This is a genomic window from Lysobacter sp. Soil_C_15 (assembly GCF_057657315.1).
Map to the genome: position 1 here is coordinate 183,151 of NZ_JBDGIR010000007.1, position 20,221 is coordinate 203,371.

Genomic DNA, 20,221 nt, shown 5'->3' on the forward strand with positions numbered 1-20,221 from the left:
CGGCGAAAGTCAAACGTTCATGCGCGGATTATCGCCCCTCGTGCCGATAAAGCCCAGCCTTGAAGGCGGCCCGGAGCTCGCGCTCGCGTCGCCGGCCGGCGAACGCGGTCAGGCGTTCAGCCAGGCCTCGATGCCGGCGCGGTCGCGCGCGCGCATCAGCGCCGGCGCGCGCTTGCGCAGGCCGGCCAGGTCCAGGCCGCGGATCGCGCGGCGCACTTCCAGCAGGGTCGCCGGATGCAGGCTGAACTCTTCCAGCCCCAGCGCCAGCAGCAGCGGCGCGAAGGCCGCGTCGCCGGCCATTTCGCCGCATACCGCGACCGGCTTGCCGCGCGAACGGGCCAGCCGGATCACGTCGCGGATCACCCGCAGCACCGCCGGATGCAGCGGGGTGTACAGGTTGCCGAGCGCCTCGTTGTTGCGATCGACCGCGAGCAGGTACTGGACCAGGTCGTTGGTGCCGATCGACAGGAAGTCGACGTTGCCGATGAAGCCGGGCAGGGCGAGCGCCGCGGCCGGTACCTCGATCATCGCGCCGAGCGGAATCTGCTCGGCGACCTCGTGGCCCTGCTTGCGCAGGTCGGCGGCGACCTTCTGCATCAGCCGGCGCACGGTGCGCATTTCCTCGGCGCAGCTGACCATCGGCACCAGCACCCGGGTCGGGCCGTAGCCGGAGGCGCGCAGGATCGCGCGCAGCTGGGTCTCGAGCAGGCCGTCGCGCGCCATCGACAGGCGCACGCCGCGCACGCCCAGCGCCGGGTTGGGCTCGTCGCGCAGGGCCAGGCCGGTCTTGTCGGCCTTGTCCGCGCCCAGGTCGAGGGTGCGGATGGTGACGGTGCGGCCGGTCATGCCCAGCACGACGTCGCGATAGGCGCGGAACTGTTCGTCCTCGTCGGGCAGCTCGTTGCGCTGCAGGAACAGGAATTCGGTGCGGTACAGGCCGACCCCGGCCGCGCCCAGCGCATGCGCCTCGGCGACGTCGTCGCGCGATTCGGCGTTGGCGTAGAGCTTGATATCGACCCCGTCGGTGGTGCGGGTAGGCTCGCGGCGCAGCCGGTGCAATTGCTTGCGCTCGCGCGCCAGCTCGCGCGTCCGCGCGCGGTGCGCGCGCAGGTCGGCGGCGTCGGGCTCCAGGATCACCGCGCCGGTGCCGCCGTCGACCACCAGCGCATCGCCGTCGTTGATCTTCAGCAGCGCCTGGGCCGCGCCGACCACCAGCGGCAGGTGCAGGCTGCGGGCCAGGATCGCGCTGTGCGACAGCGCGCTGCCGGCCGCGGTCACGATCGCCATCACCCCCTGCGCCTGCAACTGGGCCAGCTCGGCCGGGGCGACGTTGTCGGTGACCAGGATCTCCCCGGCCACGCCCAGGGTGTCCTGGTCGCGCCGGTGCAGGGCGGCGTGGATGCGCCCGATCACCTGGTCGATGTCGTCGACGCGGCTGCGGAAGTAAGCGTCGTCCATCGCCTCGAACACCGAGGCGATGCGGTCGCGCTGCAGGCGCAGGGCGTAGTCGGCGGCGTAATGGCCGGTGCGGATCAGTTCGTCCAGGCCCTGCAGCAGTTCGGGGTCGTCCAGCAGCAGGGTGTGCAGGTCGAGGAATTCGCCGACTTCGTGGGCCAGGGCGCCGTGCAGGCGCTCGCGCAGTGCGTGCATCTGTTGGCGCACGCTGTCGATCGCGGCGTGCAGCCGGCGCAGTTCGGCCTCGACCTGGTCGTGGGCGATGCGCTCCTCGGCGACTTCCAGCGCATGCGGCAGGCGGACCCGGGCGCGCCCGAGCGCGCTGCCTCGCGAGGCGCCGTGTCCCTGGAATTCCTGCCGCATCCCGCGCCTCCTCAGCTGTCTTCGTCGAAACGGCGTTCGAACAGGGCGATCACGGCGTCGGCCGCGTTGCTTTCGTCCTCGCCTTCGACCCGCAGCTTGACCGCGGTGCCCTGGCCGGCGGCCAGCAGCATCACGCCCATGATGCTCTTGGCGTTGACCTCGCGGCCCTTGGCGGTGAGCGTGGCGTTGCTGCGGAAGGCCGACAGCACCTGGACCAGCTTGGCGGTGGCGCGGGCGTGCAGGCCGAGGCGATTGGAAACGGTGAGTTCGCGTTCGATCATGTCGGGGTCCTCAGGCAATGGTCAACGCGATTCGGGAAGCGGCGGCTGCGGCGGCGGCCGGCAACGCCTGGATGGACGAAGCGGAGTGCGATGGCGTCATGCGTTCAAGCGTCGTCCTGGATGACCCCGTTGCGGGCGCCGGCGGCGGCGACCACCGGCAGTTGGTCGAGTTCGAGTTCGGCGTAGTTCATTACCCGCAGCAGCATCGGCAGGTTCAGCGCCGCGACCCGCCGCACCGGCGTGCCCAGATGGGCCACGCGCGCGGCGAGGTTGCTCGGCGACGCGCCGTACAGATCGGTCAGCACCAGCACGCCGTCGCCGTCGTCGACCCGGCGCAGGGCGGCGCTGGCTTGCGGCAGCAGCGCGTCCAGGTCGGCGTCGAACGGCACTTCGAAGGCCTCGGTACGCAGCGGCAGCGGATTGAGCAGGCGGTTGGCCACCGCGACGAGCGCGCTGCCGATGCCGGTGTGAGTGATGAGAAGGACGCCTACGGACATGGCGTCAACTTAGCAGAGCGGGGTGACAGGCCGGAAGCGCCAAATGCGGCGAGCTGCGGCGAGTTGCGCCGAACCTCGGCCAAGCCCGCCGGGGCGGAGCCGGCCCGGCGCACCGCCGGCCCGGCTACCCGGCGCCGGCAGGCGGCGTGGCGTGGATCGCGAGGCGGTCTTGCGGCCGTCTCGCTGCGGGTCGGAAAGGCCGCTCAGGCGTTGGGCGGCGCGGCCGGGTCTTGCGCCGCAGGCGCGGCCGGTTCGGTCGGGGTCGGCACGGCTGGCGGGGTATCGCTGGGCGGCGCGTCGCTGGGCGGCATCTCGGCCGGCGGCGGCAGTTGCGCCGGTGCGGCGGCGTCGCCCGAGGTCGCCGCCGCGTCGGCCGGTGCGGTCGGCGTCGCGACCGGTTCGGTGGTCGCCGGCGCGGTCTCCGCCGAGACCGCCGGCGGTTCGGGCTCGGGCGGTTGGCAGGCGCTCAGGCCGGCGACGGCCAGCAGCGCGCTCAGCGCGGCGCCGAGACGGTAGGGGCGGGCGAACGGGATCGGGGGCATCGGTGGCTCCTGGCGAGGGCGAGCCCTGGCGAGCTCGGTGAAGACCCGCGCGGCCGGATCGGGCGCGCGGCCGCGATCGGCGCGCGCGGCGGCGCTTACTTGTCGCCGCTGCGCTGGCCGTGGCCGGCCTGGAATTCGGCGAGCGACAGACTGCCGTCGCCGTCGAGGTCGCGGCTGGCGAAGTTCGCCGTCAAGCGCGCATCCAGCGCGGCTTCGTCGCGGCTGATCTTGCCGTCGCCGTCGCCGTCGAGGTCGGCGAAGGCCGGCGGCACGGTGGTGTCGGCCGGCGGCGGCCGGCGCGCGTCGCCGCGCTGATCGTTGACCGGCGGTTCGGTGCGTTGCATTTCGTGCGCAGGCGGCGTGCGTTCCTGGGCGACGGCGGCCGGGGTCAGGACCAGCGCGCTCAGGCTGAGCAGCAGCGGCGCGCAGCGGCGGATCGGAAGAAGGGCGTTCATGTCGCGGCTCCGTAGCGGACGGATGCGCCGGCGCGGTGCTCCGGCACGGCTCGACGCTACGTGCGCGCGTGCAAGCGCCGCGCCACAAAGACGCGAAAATTTCGTGAGCGCGCGACGCCGTTCCGGACCCTGGCTCAGAACGCGTTCAGTCCGGCGCAACGCGGCGCCGGCCGCGGTTCAGTCGAGCTCTCGGTGATGCACGGCCACTTCGTTCCAGCCGCGCAGGCGCGCGTGCTCGGCCATGCGTTCGGCCAGGTACACCGAGCGATGGCGGCCGCCGGTGCAGCCGAAGGCGATGGTGGCGTAGCTGCGGGTGCTGTCGGCCTGCAGCCGCGGCAGCCAGGTGTCGAGGAACTGGCTGATCTGGCCGACGTAGAGATTCACGTCCTCCTGCGCCTCCAGATAATCGCGCACGCCGCCGTCGCGTCCGGACAGCGGCCGCAGGGCCGGATTCCAGTGCGGATTGGGCAGGCCGCGGGCGTCGAACACGAAATCCGCGTCGGCCGGCACGCCGCGCCGGTAGGCGAAGGATTCGAACAGCAGCGACATGCCGGCGTCGCTGCCGAGACCGAACTCGGTGATGACGTGGCGGCGCAATTGATGGATGTTGAACTCGCTGGTGTCGATCACCGTATCGGCGATCTGGCGCAGCGGCTTGAGCACCTGGCGCTCGAGCGAGATCGCGTCGGCCAGGGCCAGGCCGAACTGGCTCAGCGGGTGGCGCCGGCGGGTATCGGCATAGCGCTTGAGCAGGACCGAGTCGCCGGATTCGAAGAACACCAGGCGCGGGTCGGCGCCGAGCGCGCCGACCGCCGACAGCCACTCGGGGATGTTGGCCAGGTCGCTGTGGCGGTTGCGCACGTCGATGCTGACCGCGAGCTTGGTCGGCATGTCGTCTTCGGCGCGGATCACGTTCTGCACGAACTGCGGCAGCAGCTCGGCCGGCAGGTTGTCGACGCAGTAGAAGCCCAGGTCCTCGAGCGTGTGCAGGGCCACCGACTTGCCCGAGCCGGACATGCCGCTGACGATGACCAGGGTGAACAGACTCGGCTCCGGCGCGCCGGCGACGGGGTTGGATTCGGCCTCGGGGCTCACGATTCGCCACGCTCCAGGAAGTTGCTGTGCCGGGCGATGAACGCCGCGGCCGGGTCCAGGCCCTTCATGCGCAGGCTGTGCAAGCGCGTCGCCGCTTCGGTCAGCACGGCGAGGTTGCGGCCGGGCATGACCGGCAGGGTGATCATCGGCACGTCCAGGTCGAGCACGCGGCGGATGCCGGTGTCGCCGGTCAGGCGTTCGATGCCGGACGGCAGCGGTTCGCTCATCGGCCGGGTCAGGTGCACGATCAGGCGCAGGTACTTGTTGTTCTTGACCGCGGTGTCGCCGAACATCTGGCGGATGTTGAGCACGCCCAGGCCGCGCACTTCCAGCAGGTCCTGCAGCATGTCGGGGCAGGTGCCGTCGAGCACGTCGGGCGCGATCTGGGTGAACTCAGGCGCGTCGTCGGCGACCAGGCGATGGCCGCGGGTGACCAGCTCCAGCGCCAGCTCGCTCTTGCCCGAGCCCGATTCGCCGGTGATCAGCACGCCGATCGAATAGATCTCCATGAACACCCCGTGCAGGGTGATCTGCGGCGCCAGCGCGCGGGCCAGGTGATACTGCAGGTGATTGAGCAGCTCATGGCCGCGCCGCGGCGAGACCCACAGCGGGGTGTCGCTTTCCTCGGCGGCCAGGCGCAGGTCTTCGGGGCAGGGCTGATCCTTGCTGATCACCAGCGCCAGCGGGCGGAACTGGATGATCTTCTCGATGGTTTCCCAGCGCAGCCGCGAGTCCAGGCCGTCGAGCCAGGTCAGTTCCTCGGTGCCGAGGATCTGCACCTTGTTCGGATAGATCGCATTGAGATAACCGGCCAGCGAAGGCCGCCGGGCCACCGTATTGACCGCCTCGACCACCCGGCCGTCGCCGCGCTGGCCGGCGATCCAGCGCAGGTCGAGTCGGTCGCGCTGTTGTTCGAACAGGTCGCCTGCGCGGATGCTCTTGCTCATGGGGCCGCAGTGTACGAGCAAAGCGCCGCCGTGTCGCAGCCCGACCGCGGTCACGGATGTGCCGCGACCGGCGCCGCAACCGCGCGAACCGACTCAGGCCGCGCTGCGCCGGCAGTGATCGAGCAGGCGGTCGGCGAGTTCGGCGCGGTCCGGCGCACTGCGCAGTCGTTCGCGGAAACCGGCGTCGGCGAAGCGCTCGGCGAGCTCGGCCAACAGTTGCAGATGCTGCTGGATGTGGTGTTCCGGGATCGCCATCGCCAGCACCAGGTCGATCGGCTGGCCGTCGGCGGCGGCGAAATCGACCGGCGCGTTCAAGCGCAGGAACGCGGCGCGGCTGGTTTCGACCAGGTCGGTGCGCGCGTGCGGAATGGCCACGCCGTGGCCGATCGCGGTGCTGGCGAGCCGCTCGCGCTCGCCCAGGCGGGTGCGCAGGGCGAGCGCGGCGGGAGGGTGGCCGTCGGCGAGCAGACGGGCGGCCGAGTCGAGCACGGTATCGCGATCGCCGGGCTGGTCGAGGATCGCGACCCGATGCGCGCTCAGCAAATCGTAAAGCGGCATGACGGCGTGGATGGGTGACGCGGTGGGCGTTGCCTGTCTGGAAGCGTTATGGGCTCAGGCGATTTCGCCGTTGCGGGCCAGGCTTTCGCCGCGGTGATGATCGACCAGCTTGCTCTTGTGCTTCATCAGCAGGCGGTCGAGCTTGTCGGCGAGCAGATCGATCGCGGCATACATGTCGATCGCGGCGGCGTCGCAGTGCAGGGTGCGGCCGGCGAGCGAAACGGTGGCCTCGGCCCGGTGGTCGGGCTTGTCCAGACTGAGCTGGGTACGCACGTCGAAGGGTTGGTCGTAATGGCGTTGCAGACGGGCCAGCTTGCTTTCCACGTAGTCGCGCAGGGCGCTGGTGACTTCGATCTGCTGGCCGTAGGTTTCGATACGCATCGGGGACCTCCTTCACGTCGCGGATGAATGCAGACAGGCTCAGGATCGGATCGCGGAGCGATCGCTCCGGAGCCTGGCTCACGCCCTGGCCGGAGCCAGGATGTCCAGCATCTCACTCTGGGCCGCAGGCGCAAGGGGCCGGCCTAGCACCTTGGTCGTAGGTCGGGCGCCGGGCGTTGATTCGCAAGGGTTTTTTCCAGCGGGCGGGATTTGCCGGGTGTGGCGGCCTAGCCGATGCGGACCCGGTCCTGCGAGGACGGGATGCTCATCGCTTCGCGGTACTTGGCCACCGTGCGCCGCGCCACCGGCACGCCGGTGGCCTTGAGGGTTTCGGCCAGGCGCGCGTCGGACAAGGGTTTGCGCGGATTCTCCGCTTCGATCAGGCGCCGGATCATGGCCTGGATCGCGGTGCTGGAGGCCTCGCCGCCGGCGCCGGTGTCGATGCCGGAGGCGAAGAACGCGCGCAGCGGCAGGGTCCCGCGCGGGGTGCGCGCGTATTTGCGCGCGATCGCGCGCGAGACCGTGGATTCGTGCAGGCCGACTTCGTTGGCGACCTCGCGCAGGGTCAGCGGGCGCAGCGCGCTGTCGCCGAATTCTAGGAAGCCGGCCTGTTGCTTGAGCAGGCAGCGGGCGACCTTGAGCAGGGTGTCGCCGCGCGCTTCCAGGCTCTTGAGCAGCCAGCGCGCCTCCTGCAGGTGGCCGCGCAGGTAGCTGGCGTCGGAGGCGCTGGCGTGGCGGATCATGCTCTCGTAGCCGCGGTGGATGCTGATCCGCGGCCGCATCGATTCGGCCAGGGCGACCCGCCACAGGCCGTTCTGGCGCCAGATCACCACGTCCGGGGTCACATAGGTGTCGCTGGAGACGGCGCCCATCTGCGAGCCCGGGCGTGGGTCCAGCGAGCGCAGCAACTGCACCGCGACTTCGACATCGGCGACGTCGAGCTTCAGTTCGGCGGCGATCCCGGCCGGGCCGATCCGCGGCAGGCGCTCCAGCGGGCCGTTGGCGATCTGCTGGGCCAGCGCCTTGCCCGGGGTGTCGTCGGACAAGGTGCCTAGCTGCAGATTCAGGCACTCGGCCAGCGAGCGCGCGCCGGCGCCGACCGGATCGAAGCGCTGCACCTGGTGTAACACGGTGATCACTTCTTCCTCGCCCGGAGCCGGATTCAGCTCCGCAGCCAGCGAGGCGACGATCGAACTTATCGGCTCGCGCAGGTAGCCGTCGTCGTCGATGGCTTCGATCAGGGCCACGCCGATGCTGCGGTCGCGCGGCGACAGCGGACTCAGGTGCAACTGCCACAGCAGGTGGTCCTGCAGGGTTTCGGCGTTGGCGACCTGTTCGGCGGCGGGCGTTTCGTCGTCGTGGTCGGCCGGCCCGACCCGCTCGTACCAGGTTTCGCCGTCGTCCATGGTCCATTCCGGCTCGGGCGTCGGCGCCTCGGGGCCGTCCTCGGCGCCGGCCGCCGGGCGCGGTTCGTCCTCGCCGCCGGCGGAGGGCTCGGTCCAGTCGAGCAGGGGATTGCTCTCCACCGCCGTCGCCAGCTCGGCTTCCAGCTCCATAGCCGACAATTGCAGCAGGCGGATCGCCTGCCGCAGTTGCGGCGTCATTACCAGCTGTTGTCCGAGTGCGGCTTGGAGGCGGGGCTTCATGATCTTGGGCTGGTGCGATGGCGATCGGCCGAGTCGCACGCCTCGGGCGTCGTTTCGCGCCCGGCAACCGCTAGGTTACAGACGGAAAGTCTCGCCCAGGTAGACCCGGCGTACGTCCGGATTGGCCAGCAGCGCGTCCGGAGCCCCCTGCGCGAGCACGCCGCCGTCGTTCAGGATATACGCCCGGTCGCAAATGCCCAAGGTTTCGCGGACGTTGTGGTCGGTGATCAGCACGCCGATGCCGCGATTCTTGAGGTGGCGCACGATTCGCTGGATCTCGCCGACCGAAATCGGGTCGACGCCGGCGAAGGGTTCGTCGAGCAGCATCAGGCGCGGGCGCGCGGCCAGGGCGCGGGCGATCTCGACCCGGCGCCGCTCGCCGCCGGACAGGCTGGCGCCGAGCTGGTCGGCGACGTGGGTGACCTGCAGCTCGTCCATCAGGCTGGCCAGCTCGCGTTCGATCCCGGCCCTGTCCAGGTCCTCGCGCAGTTCCAGCACCAGGCGCAGGTTGTCGGCCACGCTGAGCTTGCGGAACACCGAGGGCTCCTGCGGCAGGTAGCCGACGCCGTACTTGGCCCGGGCGTACATCGGCTCGGCGGTGATGTCCTTGCCGTCGAGCACGATCTGGCCGGCGTCGGCAGGGACCAGGCCGACGATCATGTAGAAGCAGGTGGTCTTGCCGGCGCCGTTGGGGCCGAGCAGGCCGACCACTTCGCCGGCGTCCAGGGTCAGGCCGAAGTCGCGCACGACCTCGCGCGCGCGATAGGCCTTGCGCAGGCCCTGTGCGACCAGCATCAGCCGCCTCCCTTGGCCGGCTCGGCGGTCTTGTTCTTGGGCAGCATGCGGATGTTGACGCGGCCGCCGGTGCCGCCGCTCTCGACCTGGCCGGTCTTGGAGTTGTAGACGATGCGCTCGCTCTTGATGGTGTCGCCGTTCTTGTCGACGTAGGCGTTGCCGGTCAGGACGATGGTGTCCTTGGGTATGTCGTACTCGATCTTGTTGGCGCGGCCGTTGAACGGCGAGCCGTCGTCGAGCTCCTGCTTCAGCGTCGCCTGCGAGCCGGTCAGGGTGACGAAGCTGGGTTCGCCGCCGGCGCGCTTGATGTCGGCCTTGGCGGCATTGATGATCAAGGTACCTTGGGTGATCTTGACGTCGCCGGTGAGCACGCAGGGGCCGGAATCGTTGCTGATCGAGCAGTTGCTGCTGTTGGCGCCGGCGTCCATGGGTTGGCTGCGGTCCGACGAGCGTGCGAACGCGGCCGCCGGCGCCAGCGCGAGGGCGGCCAGGCACAGCAGGGCGGGCCAGTTAGCGGGCTTTCGCTTCATAGCGGACCTTGACGTTGGGGATGGTGATGTTCTTGGTTTCGAGATCGGCCTGCAGTCCCGAGCCGGTCATTATAGTGCCCGGCTGAATCAACCTGACCGGAACCGCCGAGGTGGCCTTGTTGGCGTCGGGGAACACGTTGAGTTCCTCAGTGGCGATGTTGATCGGCTTGCCGTCGGCGTTGGTGCTGTCGGCCTTGACCTGGCCGCGCAGGCGCAGCTCGTCGCCTTCGGCGCTGACCCAGCCGCGCTGCGAATGCACTTCCCAGGGCCCGCCGTTGCCGCCGGCGCGCGCCGGCACCAGGAACACCGGGGTGGCGATGTCCATGGTCTTCTGGTTCGGATCGCGCTCCAGCTTGGGCGCGCGCATGGTGAACGATTCCTTGCCCTGCTTGTCCAGCACCACCACTTCGAAGTCGTTGAGCACGTAGTCCGGGCGCGCTTCGCCGCCGGCGCTGCCGGGCTTGTCGCGTTGCGACCACAGCGCCCAGCCGCTGAGCGCGGCGGCCGCCATCAGGATCAGGATCAGCATCCCGCGCCAGCTCATCCCAGCGCCCCCGCCAACGCCTGCTCGGCGTGGCCCTGCGCGCCCAGCAGCAGGTCGCACAGCTCGCGCGCGGCGCCTTCGCCGCCGCGGGCGACGGTGCGCCAGTGCACCCGTTCGCGCACCCAGGGGTGGGCGTTGGCCGGCGCCACCGACAGGCCGACGTGCGGCAGCACGCGCAGGTCGGCGAGGTCGTCGCCCATGAAGGCGACCTGGTCCAGGCCCAGGCCCAGGCCGGCGGCGATCTCGCTCACGCAGGCCAGCTTGTCGGCGACGTCGCCGTGCGCGGTCGCGCCGAGCTCGGCCGCGCGCTGGGCGGCGATCGCGCCGCCGCGCGCGGTGACGAAGTGCACCGCGATGCCGAACCGGCGCAGCAAGGCCAGGCCCTGGCCGTCCTGGACGTGGAAGCACTTCGACTCGCGGCCTTCGCTGTCGTAGATCAGCCGGCCGTCGGTCAGGGTGCCGTCCACGTCGAAACAGGCCAGGCGCACGCGCGCGGCGCGTTCGCGGATTTCGGCGGGGTAGTCGTTGAGGTGGCTGTAGGGCACGGGTGCGGTTTTTTCGGGGTTTCGGGGTTTCGGGTTGCGGGACTCGGGACTCGGGACTCGAATTGGGGCGGGAGGGGTCTGGGGCGTTTATCTGGGAACAGGCGTTTTTCGGAATGCTTCGCTCGGCAGGAACCGGCGAATGCCGCATGCTGTTGCGAGTCCCGAGTCCCGAGTCCCGAAGCTCCCCCCAGGTCCGATTCTTAAACCACCCGGGCGCGCAACAGGTCGTGAATATTCAAGGCGCCGACCACGCGGCGTTCAGTGTCGACGACCAGCAGGCCGCTGATCTTGTGGGTTTCCATCAGCTGCGCGGCTTCGACCGCGAGCGCGTCGGCGCCGATGGTCTTGGGCGAGCGGGTCATGACTTCGGCGATCCGGGTCGAGCGCAGGTCGACGCCGGCGTCGTCCAGGGTGCGGCGCAGGTCGCCGTCGGTGTACAGGCCGATCAGGCGGTCCTCGGCGTCGACCACCGCGGTCATGCCCAGGCGCTTGTGGCTCATCTCGACCAGGGCCTCGCTGACGCTGGCGTCGGCGGACACCCGCGGCACGTCTTCGCCGGCGTGCATGATGTCGGTGATGTGCAGCAGCAGGCGCCGGCCGAGCGCGCCGGCCGGATGCGAGCGGGCGAAGTCGTCGGCGGTGAAGCCGCGCGCGTCGAGCAGGGCGACCGCGATCGCATCGCCCATCGCCAGCGAGGCGGTGGTGCTGGAAGTCGGCGCCAGGTCCAGCGGGCAGGCTTCGACCGGCACGCTGACGTCCAGGTGCACGTCGGATTCGCGCGCCAGGGTCGACTGCGGCCGGCCGGTCATCGCAATCAGGCGGTTGCCCTGGCGCTTGAGCACCGGCAGCAGCATCAACACCTCGTCGCTCTCGCCCGAGTAGGACAGGGCCAGGACCACGTCGGCGTCGGTGATCATGCCCAGGTCGCCGTGGCCGGCTTCGCCCGGATGGACGTAGAAGGCCGGAGTGCCGGTCGAGGCCAGGGTGGCGGCGATCTTGCGCGCGATATGGCCGGATTTGCCCATCCCGGTGCAGACCACCCGGCCGTGCGCGGCCAGGATCAGCTGGCAGGCGGCGGCGAAATCGCCGTCGATGCGCGCCGCCACCGCGTCCAGCGCCCGGCCCTCGATCTCGAACACGCGCCGGCCGCTGGCGGCCAGGCTGGCGTCGGCGACGCCGGCGGGCGGAAGCGGGCGGAGGTCGGGCGCGGGGCGGGCGTTGGGAGTCATGGGAAAGGCCGTTTCTGTGGTCGCCATTCCGGATCGCAGGGCTTTCCGCTAGGCTAATCCGTCAATTCTAAGCGGTTCGCCCGCCCAGCGCCGGCCCCAGCGGCCGCGGCCGCCGGGCGGCGGCCACCCCGCATTCAGCCGACCCGGCCGCGTATCGCTGCGGCCCGCCCGGCCGTCCCCACCACCAGAGGTTCCTGCCGTGAACGCCGACATCATCCGCACCCTGATCGAACAAGGCCTGCCCGGCGCGCAAGCGCAGGTGCGCGGCGACGACGGGGTCCACTTCGAAGCCACCGTGGTCGCCGAGGCCTTCCGCGGCAAACTGCCGCTGGCCCGTCACCGCCTGGTCTACGCGACCCTGGGCGAGCGCATGGGCGGCGAGATCCACGCCTTGGCGCTGAAGACGTTGACGCCCGAAGAGGCCGGGAATCGGGAATAGGGAATCGGGAGTCGGAGAGCGGTGGCGCGGCGATCTGCAAAGCCTGCGGACGCGCCGATCGGTTTCAGCGCTTCTTCGCACTTCATCGTGGCCTCACCCGTTTGCGGCAATCTGCTTTAGACCATTCCCCATTCCCTATTCCCGGCTCCCAAAATGCAAAAAATCGTGGTCGAAGGCGGCCAGCCGCTCAACGGCGAAGTCCAGATTTCCGGCGCCAAGAACGCCGTCCTGCCGATCCTGTGCGCGACCTTGCTGGCCGACGCTCCGGTGACGATCCGCAACGTGCCGCGGCTGCACGACGTGCTGACCACCGCCAAGCTGCTCGGCGAGCTCGGCGCCGGCGTGCATAGCGAGGGCGCGACGATCACCGTCGATCCGACCACGGTCAACAGCCATGTCGCGCCCTACGAACTGGTCAAGACCATGCGCGCCTCGGTGCTGGTGCTGGGGCCGCTGCTGGCCAAGTACGGGCAGGCCGAGGTTTCGCTGCCGGGCGGTTGCGCGATCGGTTCGCGCCCGGTCGACCAGCACATCAAGGGCCTGCAGGCGCTGGGCGCCGAGATCACGGTCGAGAACGGCTACATCAAGGCCCAGCGCAAGGGCCGGCTGAAGGGCGCGCGCTTCGTGTTCGACGTGGTCACCGTCACCGGCACCGAGAACGTGCTGATGGCGGCGGTACTGGCCGAAGGCACCAGCGTGATCGAGAACGCGGCGATGGAGCCGGAGGTGATCGACCTGGCCGACTGCCTCAACGCGCTCGGCGCCAAGATCGAGAACGCCGGCAGCGGCCGGATCGTGGTCCACGGCGTGGAGAAGCTGCACGGCGGCGGCCACGACGTGCTGCCGGACCGGATCGAGACCGGCACCTTCCTGGTCGCCGCGGCGATGACCGGCGGCCGCGTCACCGTCACCGGCAGCCGCGCCGACACCCTGGATGCGGTGCTGGACAAGCTGCGCGACGCCGGCGCGACGATCGAAGTCGACGGCGACCGCATCACCCTGGACATGGGCGGCCGCCGCGCGCGTGCGGTCGACTTGGTGACCGCGCCGTATCCGGCGTTCCCGACCGACATGCAGGCGCAGTTCATGGCGCTCAACTGCATCGCCGAGGGCGCCGGGGTGATCAACGAAACCATCTTCGAAAACCGCTTCATGCACGTCAACGAGCTGCTGCGCCTGGGCGCCGACATCCGCGTCGACGGCCACACCGCGGTAGTGCGCGGCGTGCCCAAGCTCAGCGGCGCGCCGGTGATGGCGACCGACCTGCGCGCCTCGGCTTCGCTGATCCTGGCCGGCCTGGTGGCGCAGGGCGAGACCACCATCGACCGCATCTACCACCTGGACCGCGGTTACGAGAACATCGAGGCCAAGCTGTCCAAGTTGGGGGCGAAGATCCGCCGGGTGTGAGCCAGGCGGCGGTTCGCTGTTCGGGTAATCCGCCCCTTCGCAAAGGGGGCGGCGGGTTGCGCCGATCGGTTTTGCGGTGGATCGGCTGGCGCGGCGATTTCGCGTCAGGTCGCGGTGATCGGGTGGAGCAAGAGCAAATCCCCCTGGCCCCTTCTTCAAAAGGGGGGGCAGCAACCACCAACGTCAACTGCGACGCAGCCGGATGACCGTCCTCGAAGCATCCGGGTAGAGACTCCAAGCATCCAGGCACAGGCTCGGTGCGTCCAGGCAGAGACCCGAAGCATCCAGGCAACGAAAAGCCCCGCCGCAGCGGGGCTTTTCGTTTGTGCGCATCGTTCATGCGCGCTTGCGGCGGCGCAGCGGGATCAACGCACCGACTGCACCCGCAGGTCGATCGCGTCGCTGCCGTTCTCGCGCTGCAGGATGCGCACCGGCACCGGCACGCTGGGCACCACCCAGGCGATGGTCTCCTTGTCGCCGTTCTTGCTCGAGACCTTGGTCGCCTGTTGCGACTTGCCGGCGACGTTGATCGCTTCCTTGCCGACCACGGTGTAGGTCAGCTGCTTGACCCGGCCGCTTTCGACCATGCGGTAGCTCATCGGCTTGCCGGCGGCGGCGTCGCGCACGATCGCTAGGTTGATCAGCAACGCGTCCAGGTCGCCGGTCTGCAGCTTGATCGGGCCGGCGCGGTCGGCCTTGACGTCGCCGGTCCAGGTGGCGACGCCGCGGGTCCAGTCGTAGCTCGCGGCGGTGTTCTTCTTCTTGGTCAGCACCTTGCTCGAGTCGCTGCCGCTGATCGGGCGCAACTTGCCGGCGTTGTCCTCGAAGGTGGTCGACTGGCGCAGTTCGGCCAGCGGGCTGGAAATCGACAGTTCGTACTTCCAGCGCTTGCCGTCGGCCGGGGCGACGGTCATGCGTCCGGCGCCCTGCATGCCCATGTAGCTGGCCGAGTAGTCGGCGCTGAACGGCTTGACCGCCAACGCGGGGGCGCTGACCGCGGTCAGCGCGACGGCGGCGAGCAGGCCGCGCAGCGTGGTGTTGCGGATCGTCATTCGTTGGCTCCTTTGTATTCGACCAGGCGCAGGTCGTAAGTGTCCTGGCCGTTCTCGCGTTGCAGGATGCGCACCGGCGTGGGAACGCCGTCGACCACCCAGATCGAGGTTTCCTCGTTGCCGCTCTGCACCCGGTTGACGCGCATCGCATTGAAACTCATGTCGTCGACCTTGACCCCTTCCAGCTCCTGCGCCACCACATATTGGTGCGGACGGGCGCGGCCGGAATCGACGAAGCGGTAACTCAGCGTCCTGCCGGGCTGGGCATCGCGCACCACCGCCAGATTGATCAGCAGGCCGCTCATGTCGCCGTCCTGCAGCGCGATGGGCTTGCGCCGATGGTCCTTGACGTCGCCGCTCCACTGCGCGCTGCGTTTGTTCCAGTCGTACACGCCGTTGACGACGCGCTTGGAGAACAGCAGCTTGCGCACCAGGGTCTGGCTCAGCGGCCGATACGCGTCGCCGACGGTGTCGAATCGCGTGCTCTGCTGCGCGGCCGCGCCGGCCAGGCTCATCATGCCGTGTTCGGCGCGGATGTCGAGGTCGATGCGCCAATGGCCGCCGTCGGGCTTGACCTGCATGGTCGCGTCGCCCAGCGCCTTGCCGCCGTTGAACACCTGGTAATGGGCGACGAACGGCTCCAGCGCGGCCGCGCCGGCGGGCGAGGCGGCGCCGAACAACGCGGCGGCGAACAAGGGCAGTAGCGACTTCATGACGACGCGGAGATCCTGGGCTCTCGTGGATGCTGCGCAAGCAGCGCATGTCGGACGACGCGCGCGATGCGGCCGGGCGCTGGGTCAGGCCGCGACGCCGGTGGCCGGATGGGTCAGATCGCCGGCGAAATCTAAACGCAGCGGCGTAAATAGCGGATGACCGTCGAGGGTGACGGTTGCACCTTGTTCAGCCAGGCGGCCGCTCACCGCCAGTCTCATTACCGCCAGCAACAGCGGATGTTCGACCGCGAGCACGCGTGCGGCCAGCGCATCGGCATCGTCTTCGGGCAGGACCGGCACCACCGCCTGCGCGATCACCGCGCCGGCGTCGAGTTCGGGAATGACGAAATGCACGCTGCAGCCGTGCTCGGCTTCGCCGTCGGCGAGCGCGCGCGCATGGGTGTGCAGGCCGCGGTATTTGGGCAGCAGCGAGGGGTGGATGTTGATCGTCCGGCCGCGGAAGCGTTCGACGAAGGCGTCGCCGAGGATGCGCATGTAGCCCGCGCACAGCACCCAGTCCGGGCGCGCGGCGGCGACCGCGTCGGCCAGATCGGCGTCGAAGGCCGCGCGGTCGGGGTAGGTCTTGGCCGCGGCCGACCAGCGCAGCGGCGGCGGCACGCGTTGCAGCGCGGCCGCGGTCGGCCTGTCGGAGAACACCCCGACCACCTCGCCGGCGAGATGGCCGGCGGCGATCGCGTCCAGCACCGCCTGCAGGTTGCTGCCGCGGCCCGAAACGAGGACGGCGATCCGGGGAAGCGGCTGGGTCATTGCGGCGGCGAGGCGGGAGCGGAGCCGCATTTTAGGCGATCCGGCCGGTTCGCGGCCGGCGCTTCGCCCTCCGCCCGGCCCGGACCGCGCCGGCGAAGCTGAACGCACGACTGTGACGCAGTCGCCGAAGACGGCATGCGGCCCCGTCCGGTCCGCCGCGGTCGCTTTCGCTGCGGCCGCGGATCGGCAAAGCTGCGGCCAGCGGACAGGGAGCGGAGCGTGGCTGAAGACAGGGGCAGCCCGTGGCGTCGGGCGGCAGTGTGGAGCGCGGTGCGGATCGCGGTTCTGATCGGCGGCGGGCTGCCGGCCTGGGCGCTGGCGCAGGCGGCCGATGGCGCGCCGGCGTGCAAGCCGGTCGACGCGCCCACGGTTCGCGCCGATCCGCAGGCCTGCCGGCGCCGCTATCTGCTGCAGGGCGTGCGCGAGGCCGACCTGCAGAGCCTGTACCGCGCCGCCGACGCCAAGCGCAGCGGCGGCGACTTCGATGGCGCCGCGGACGCGCTGGATTGCGCCGAAGCGGTCGCCGGCGCCGATGCCGGCTGGCCGGCCGATTACGAGCTGGTGCGCCGGCGCGGCGTGCTCGATTACTACCGCGAGTGCACGGTCGAGGCCTTGACCCGGTTCCGCCGCGCGCTGCAGTTGGCGCAACGCCACGAAGACCGCGCCGCACAGGCCAAGAGCTGGAACAACGTCGGCTCGGCGCTGCGCCGGCTCGGCGACTACCGCAGCGCCTTGCAGGCCTTTCTCAGCAGCCTGCAGGCGCAGCGCAACGCGCGCGAGCCTGCGCCGGGGCCGGTGCTCAACAACATCGCCGACATCTACCGCGACCTCGGCGACACCGCCAATGCCCAGCGCCATTACCAGCAGGCCCTGGACGAATTCCGCCGCATCGGCAACCGGATCGAAGCCGCGCACGTGCTGCAGAGCCAGGGCGCGCTGGCCCTGGAGGCCGGCGACCCGGCCGGCGCCGAGCGCCTGCTCGAACAGGCCTTGGCGGCCTATGTCGAGGCCGGCGAACGCACCTATCAGCTGCGCTTGTACGCCGAACTGGCGCGGGTGGCGCTGGCCGGCGACGACGCCGCCAAGGCGCGGCGCTGGAGCGAGCGCGGCCTGGCCCTGGCCGCGGCCGACGGCGCGCGGCCGCCGGCGCCGCTGCAGTTGCAGGCGGCGCGCGCGGCGCGTTCGCTGGGCGAGCCGCGCGCCGCGCTGACCCGGGTCAAGGACGCGCTGGCGCAGTTGCCGGCGCAGGACAGCGACCGGCCGGCCCTGCTGGCCGAATTGGCCGCCGACCACGAGGCTCTGGGCGAGTGGCCGCAGGCGCTGACCGCGCTGCGCGAGGCGGAAACCGCCGCGCGCCACCTGCGCGAGGCGCGCTACGACCGCGAAATGAAATGGATGCAGCTGCGCTTCGAAACCGCCGAGCGCGACCGCACCATCGCCGCATTGGCGGCCGAAAACCGCCTGCGCGCGGCCAGCCTGCGCCAGCGCACCCTGGCCTTGTGGCTGACCGCGGTGTCGGCGGTGGCGGTGGTGCTGGGCCTGATCGTGTTCTTCCTGCGCCGCCAGCAGCGCGCGCGGCTGGCCGAGGCGTCGCGGCAGGCGCGCCTGGCCGAGGAAGTGGATTACTACCGCCGCGCCGCGGCCGACCTGGGCGTCGACCGCACCCGGCTGCAGGCGGCGCTGGACAGCCGCGAGGACGCGGTGCTGATCCTCGACGCCGGCGGCCAGGTGGTCGCGGCCAACCGCAGCGCCGGTCGCTTACTCGGCGAAACCGGCGGCGGCGCCAGCGCGCTGCCCGGGCGCTCGTTCGGCGAACTGCTGGACGAACCGGCCGCCGGTGCGCTGGCGCAGGCCCTGGCACGGCTGGAGGAATCCTCGACCCCGCAGCGTTTCGAGTTCCGGCCGCGGGACGGCGAGCGGCTGCAGGCGCGGCTCAGCGAGACCGGGCAGGGCGAGGGCTCGGTGGTGCTGGGCCTGGATCCGCTGCCGGCGAGCGTCGAGGCCGCCATCGCCGAACCGGTGCCGGGGCCGGCGCCAATCCATGTCGAACCCGTCGAGGTCGAACACGACGCCGGCGACGAGGAAATGCGTTCCTCGTTCCGGCGCGCCCTGGTCGAGCTGATGCTGGCGGTAGTCGAAGCCTGGGAGCGCAGCACCGGCCAGGGCCGGCTGGAGTTGGCCGAGAAGAGCCGGATCTGGCGGGTCACGGTCGACGACGGCCGGCTGCGGGCGCGGGCGATGGAGCGCTACCTGAGCCTGGCCAAGCTGCCGCGCCAGCCGCGCTGGCGCGACGTACTGCGCTCAGGCTACTACGTGCTGGCCGAGTGCCCGCTGGAAGAGGCGGTGCGCAGCGAACTGCAGCGCCGTGTCGATGCGGTGCTGACTTATACCCGGCGGCATGCCTTGGTGTGAGGGGGCGGGACTCTGGGCTTTCGGGACCCGGGACCCGGGACTCGGGACTCGGGACTCGCGGTACGCGACTCTCGTGGTCTCGCTGCTTTCAGGGTGATGCCGAGCGATCGGTGATCGGTGCGCCTTGTGGTCGCCGCCGCGCCGGATTTCGATTCCGAGTCCCGAGTCCCGAGTCCCGAGTCCCGAGCCTCGGGCCCCGAATCCAGAATCCCGAATCCCAGCAGTCACTTACAGGCCAAACATACCCGCCGCGTCCCGATTCGATCCCGGCTCGTTCCTCGCCAGATGCGGTGGGCGGGGGTAGAAATGTGCCGGGACGACCACTGCCGACGCCACGGCTGAGGTCGATCCGAACGGAGCCGGACGGGCCTGCCAGGAGGGCGGGCGCCGACGGGACTTCAGGGTGATCGAATCGCTGCCGGGTTCGATCGTCTGCGGCCAGGACGGCCGCCAAGTCGACGGTCGCCGCGACCAGGGGACCCGCCTCGCGGCGGGAGAGGGGGGCGGCGGCCGTCGGCGACCGGCAACGAGCACGACAACGAAGAACGCGGTCGGTGCGCCGGCCGGTGCGGCCTTCGGGCCGTCACGGACACCGGCAGGGCGCCGGGCCGCGGTCTTCGAAGGTACAGGGACGTACCACCCGCGCCGCGACGGCAGGAAGCTGCTGCGGTCAGGTGTCCAACGACGCTGCGGGGAGTGGCCGGTCCGGCGGGGAGACACCGGACCCGGCAAGGCGGGCCATGGCGGAACGACGCCGCCATGGCCCGTCGATGGATGCGTTCGCCGACCCCGCCCGTGGCACGGGCCCGGCCGATGGGGCCAAGCAGACCAGACCGAGCAACGATCGAATGCGCCGGCCATGCTGCGCCGGCCCGCCCGCGGCGGCCGCTAGCGCGCGCCGCGGCTGCCGCGCGGCCAGGCCGCCAGCGCGCCCAGGCTGGCCAGGAACATATCGACGTGCGCATCCCAGACATCGCCCTGCTGGCCGTTGTAGGACTCCGCGTCCTCCGGCGACATGGTCAGCGCGATCGCCCATTCGATCCATTCGTAGATCAGGCTGGTGCACATGATCGCCGCGACCGCCAGGACGAAGGCCTGGCGCGGACTCAGCGCCGGCCAACGTTGGCGGAAGTACTCGCGCAGCGGCGGTGCGAAGCAGACCCCGTAGAGGAAATGGATCAGCCGGTCGAAGTGGTTGCGCTGGAAGCCGAACGCGCGGTCCAGCGACCAGCCGCCGGTCAGCCATTGGATCCAGCGGTCGTAGGGCACATAGGAATACAGCCAGCGCGCGGCGATGCAATGGGCCAGCATGAAGCCGCAGATCGCCAGGAAGTGGCCGTCGCGCAGCGGCCAGCGGCGGTCGTGGCGCCACAGCCAGAGCAGGCCGACCACGGTCAGCACGCTGTGCATGCCCTGTTCGAACGGGCTGGTCGGCGCGATCCAGGTCAGCGCGAATACCAGCAGGACCACGGCCAAAGCCGACTTCTTGACGAGGTTCATGCACACCGAAGGGACGAGGGAACCGAGCGAGCTTAATTCCCCGCGTTGCGTTTTGGGGCGCTGCGCG

Annotated in this window: 22 protein-coding genes; 3 read left to right on the top strand and 19 right to left on the bottom strand. The window is 70.6% G+C overall.

The genetic code is table 11. The features are described 5' to 3' along the window. Window positions 1-108: 108 nt before the first annotated feature. The 15 genes from ptsP to AC3A57_RS17115 form a co-directional block, all read right to left on the bottom strand. Window positions 109-1,818 (bottom strand): phosphoenolpyruvate--protein phosphotransferase, encoded by a 1,710-nt coding sequence (gene ptsP / locus AC3A57_RS17045; protein ID WP_487580016.1) that lies wholly within the window; start codon window positions 1,816-1,818, stop codon window positions 109-111. Window positions 1,819-1,829: 11 nt separating this feature from the next. Continuing rightward, entirely contained in the window at window positions 1,830-2,099 is a 270-nt protein-coding gene (locus AC3A57_RS17050) for an HPr family phosphocarrier protein (protein ID WP_221669528.1), read from the bottom strand. A gap of 104 nt (window positions 2,100-2,203) precedes the next feature. Then, window positions 2,204-2,596 (bottom strand): PTS sugar transporter subunit IIA, encoded by a 393-nt coding sequence (locus AC3A57_RS17055; protein WP_221669527.1) that lies wholly within the window; start codon window positions 2,594-2,596, stop codon window positions 2,204-2,206. Window positions 2,597-2,799: 203 nt separating this feature from the next. Beyond that, the gene (locus AC3A57_RS17060) at window positions 2,800-3,138 is read right to left on the bottom strand and encodes a hypothetical protein (protein WP_487580017.1); all 339 of its coding nucleotides are present in this window, start codon (window positions 3,136-3,138) and stop codon (window positions 2,800-2,802) included. 95 nt (window positions 3,139-3,233) lie between these two features. Further along, window positions 3,234-3,593: an EF-hand domain-containing protein gene (locus AC3A57_RS17065; protein WP_487580018.1), complete on the bottom strand. Its 360-nt coding sequence runs from the start codon at window positions 3,591-3,593 to the stop codon at window positions 3,234-3,236. A 177-nt stretch (window positions 3,594-3,770) separates the two neighbouring features. Continuing rightward, window positions 3,771-4,637: an RNase adapter RapZ gene (gene rapZ / locus AC3A57_RS17070; protein ID WP_487580094.1), complete on the bottom strand. Its 867-nt coding sequence runs from the start codon at window positions 4,635-4,637 to the stop codon at window positions 3,771-3,773. A gap of 47 nt (window positions 4,638-4,684) precedes the next feature. After that, entirely contained in the window at window positions 4,685-5,635 is a 951-nt protein-coding gene (gene hprK, locus AC3A57_RS17075; protein WP_487580019.1) for an HPr(Ser) kinase/phosphatase, read from the bottom strand. 93 nt (window positions 5,636-5,728) lie between these two features. Continuing rightward, window positions 5,729-6,193 carry a PTS sugar transporter subunit IIA gene (locus AC3A57_RS17080; protein WP_487580020.1) on the bottom strand — a complete coding sequence of 155 codons (465 nt, stop codon included), beginning with the start codon at window positions 6,191-6,193 and terminating at the stop codon, window positions 5,729-5,731. 54 nt (window positions 6,194-6,247) lie between these two features. Then, complete coding sequence (gene hpf / locus AC3A57_RS17085; protein WP_487580021.1) at window positions 6,248-6,574, bottom strand: ribosome hibernation-promoting factor, HPF/YfiA family; 327 nt, start codon at window positions 6,572-6,574, stop codon at window positions 6,248-6,250. Window positions 6,575-6,801: 227 nt separating this feature from the next. Continuing rightward, window positions 6,802-8,220, bottom strand: coding sequence for an RNA polymerase factor sigma-54 (locus AC3A57_RS17090; RefSeq protein WP_487580022.1), 1,419 nt, complete (start codon window positions 8,218-8,220; stop codon window positions 6,802-6,804). 75 nt (window positions 8,221-8,295) lie between these two features. Further along, on the bottom strand, window positions 8,296-9,015 hold the full coding sequence (lptB, locus tag AC3A57_RS17095; RefSeq protein ID WP_487580023.1) for an LPS export ABC transporter ATP-binding protein: 720 nt from the start codon (window positions 9,013-9,015) through the stop codon (window positions 8,296-8,298). Further along, window positions 9,015-9,545: a lipopolysaccharide transport periplasmic protein LptA gene (gene lptA / locus AC3A57_RS17100; RefSeq protein ID WP_487580024.1), complete on the bottom strand. Its 531-nt coding sequence runs from the start codon at window positions 9,543-9,545 to the stop codon at window positions 9,015-9,017. The genes lptB and lptA overlap by 1 nt, the downstream gene beginning before the upstream one ends. Next, entirely contained in the window at window positions 9,526-10,074 is a 549-nt protein-coding gene (gene lptC / locus AC3A57_RS17105) for an LPS export ABC transporter periplasmic protein LptC (protein WP_487580025.1), read from the bottom strand. Before lptC ends, lptA begins: the two co-directional genes overlap by 20 nt. A gap of 11 nt (window positions 10,075-10,085) precedes the next feature. Further along, entirely contained in the window at window positions 10,086-10,634 is a 549-nt protein-coding gene (locus AC3A57_RS17110; protein WP_221669518.1) for a KdsC family phosphatase, read from the bottom strand. A 200-nt stretch (window positions 10,635-10,834) separates the two neighbouring features. Then, complete coding sequence (locus AC3A57_RS17115; protein ID WP_221669517.1) at window positions 10,835-11,863, bottom strand: KpsF/GutQ family sugar-phosphate isomerase; 1,029 nt, start codon at window positions 11,861-11,863, stop codon at window positions 10,835-10,837. Between the two features lie 199 nt (window positions 11,864-12,062). On the opposite strand from AC3A57_RS17115, the gene AC3A57_RS17120 reads away from it, so the two are divergent. Together AC3A57_RS17120 and murA are read left to right on the top strand one after the other, a co-directional pair. Continuing rightward, entirely contained in the window at window positions 12,063-12,302 is a 240-nt protein-coding gene (locus AC3A57_RS17120) for a BolA family protein (RefSeq protein WP_221669516.1), read from the top strand. Between the two features lie 153 nt (window positions 12,303-12,455). After that, window positions 12,456-13,709 carry a UDP-N-acetylglucosamine 1-carboxyvinyltransferase gene (gene murA / locus AC3A57_RS17125; RefSeq protein WP_221669515.1) on the top strand — a complete coding sequence of 418 codons (1,254 nt, stop codon included), beginning with the start codon at window positions 12,456-12,458 and terminating at the stop codon, window positions 13,707-13,709. A 365-nt stretch (window positions 13,710-14,074) separates the two neighbouring features. On the opposite strand, the gene AC3A57_RS17130 is transcribed toward murA, so the two are convergent. The 3 genes from AC3A57_RS17130 to purN form a co-directional block, all read right to left on the bottom strand. Beyond that, the gene (locus tag AC3A57_RS17130) at window positions 14,075-14,761 is read right to left on the bottom strand and encodes a DUF3108 domain-containing protein (RefSeq protein WP_487580026.1); all 687 of its coding nucleotides are present in this window, start codon (window positions 14,759-14,761) and stop codon (window positions 14,075-14,077) included. After that, entirely contained in the window at window positions 14,758-15,474 is a 717-nt protein-coding gene (locus AC3A57_RS17135) for a DUF3108 domain-containing protein (protein WP_487580027.1), read from the bottom strand. Before AC3A57_RS17135 ends, AC3A57_RS17130 begins: the two co-directional genes overlap by 4 nt. An 84-nt stretch (window positions 15,475-15,558) precedes the next feature. After that, a complete protein-coding gene (gene purN, locus AC3A57_RS17140) occupies window positions 15,559-16,242 on the bottom strand; it encodes a phosphoribosylglycinamide formyltransferase (RefSeq protein ID WP_487580028.1) in 684 nt (227 codons plus the stop codon). A 219-nt stretch (window positions 16,243-16,461) separates the two neighbouring features. On the opposite strand from purN, the gene AC3A57_RS17145 reads away from it, so the two are divergent. After that, window positions 16,462-18,654 carry a tetratricopeptide repeat protein gene (locus tag AC3A57_RS17145; protein WP_487580029.1) on the top strand — a complete coding sequence of 731 codons (2,193 nt, stop codon included), beginning with the start codon at window positions 16,462-16,464 and terminating at the stop codon, window positions 18,652-18,654. An 888-nt stretch (window positions 18,655-19,542) separates the two neighbouring features. On the opposite strand, the gene AC3A57_RS17150 is transcribed toward AC3A57_RS17145, so the two are convergent. Then, window positions 19,543-20,154, bottom strand: coding sequence for a DUF2238 domain-containing protein (locus AC3A57_RS17150; RefSeq protein WP_487580030.1), 612 nt, complete (start codon window positions 20,152-20,154; stop codon window positions 19,543-19,545). Window positions 20,155-20,221 lie beyond the last annotated feature (67 nt).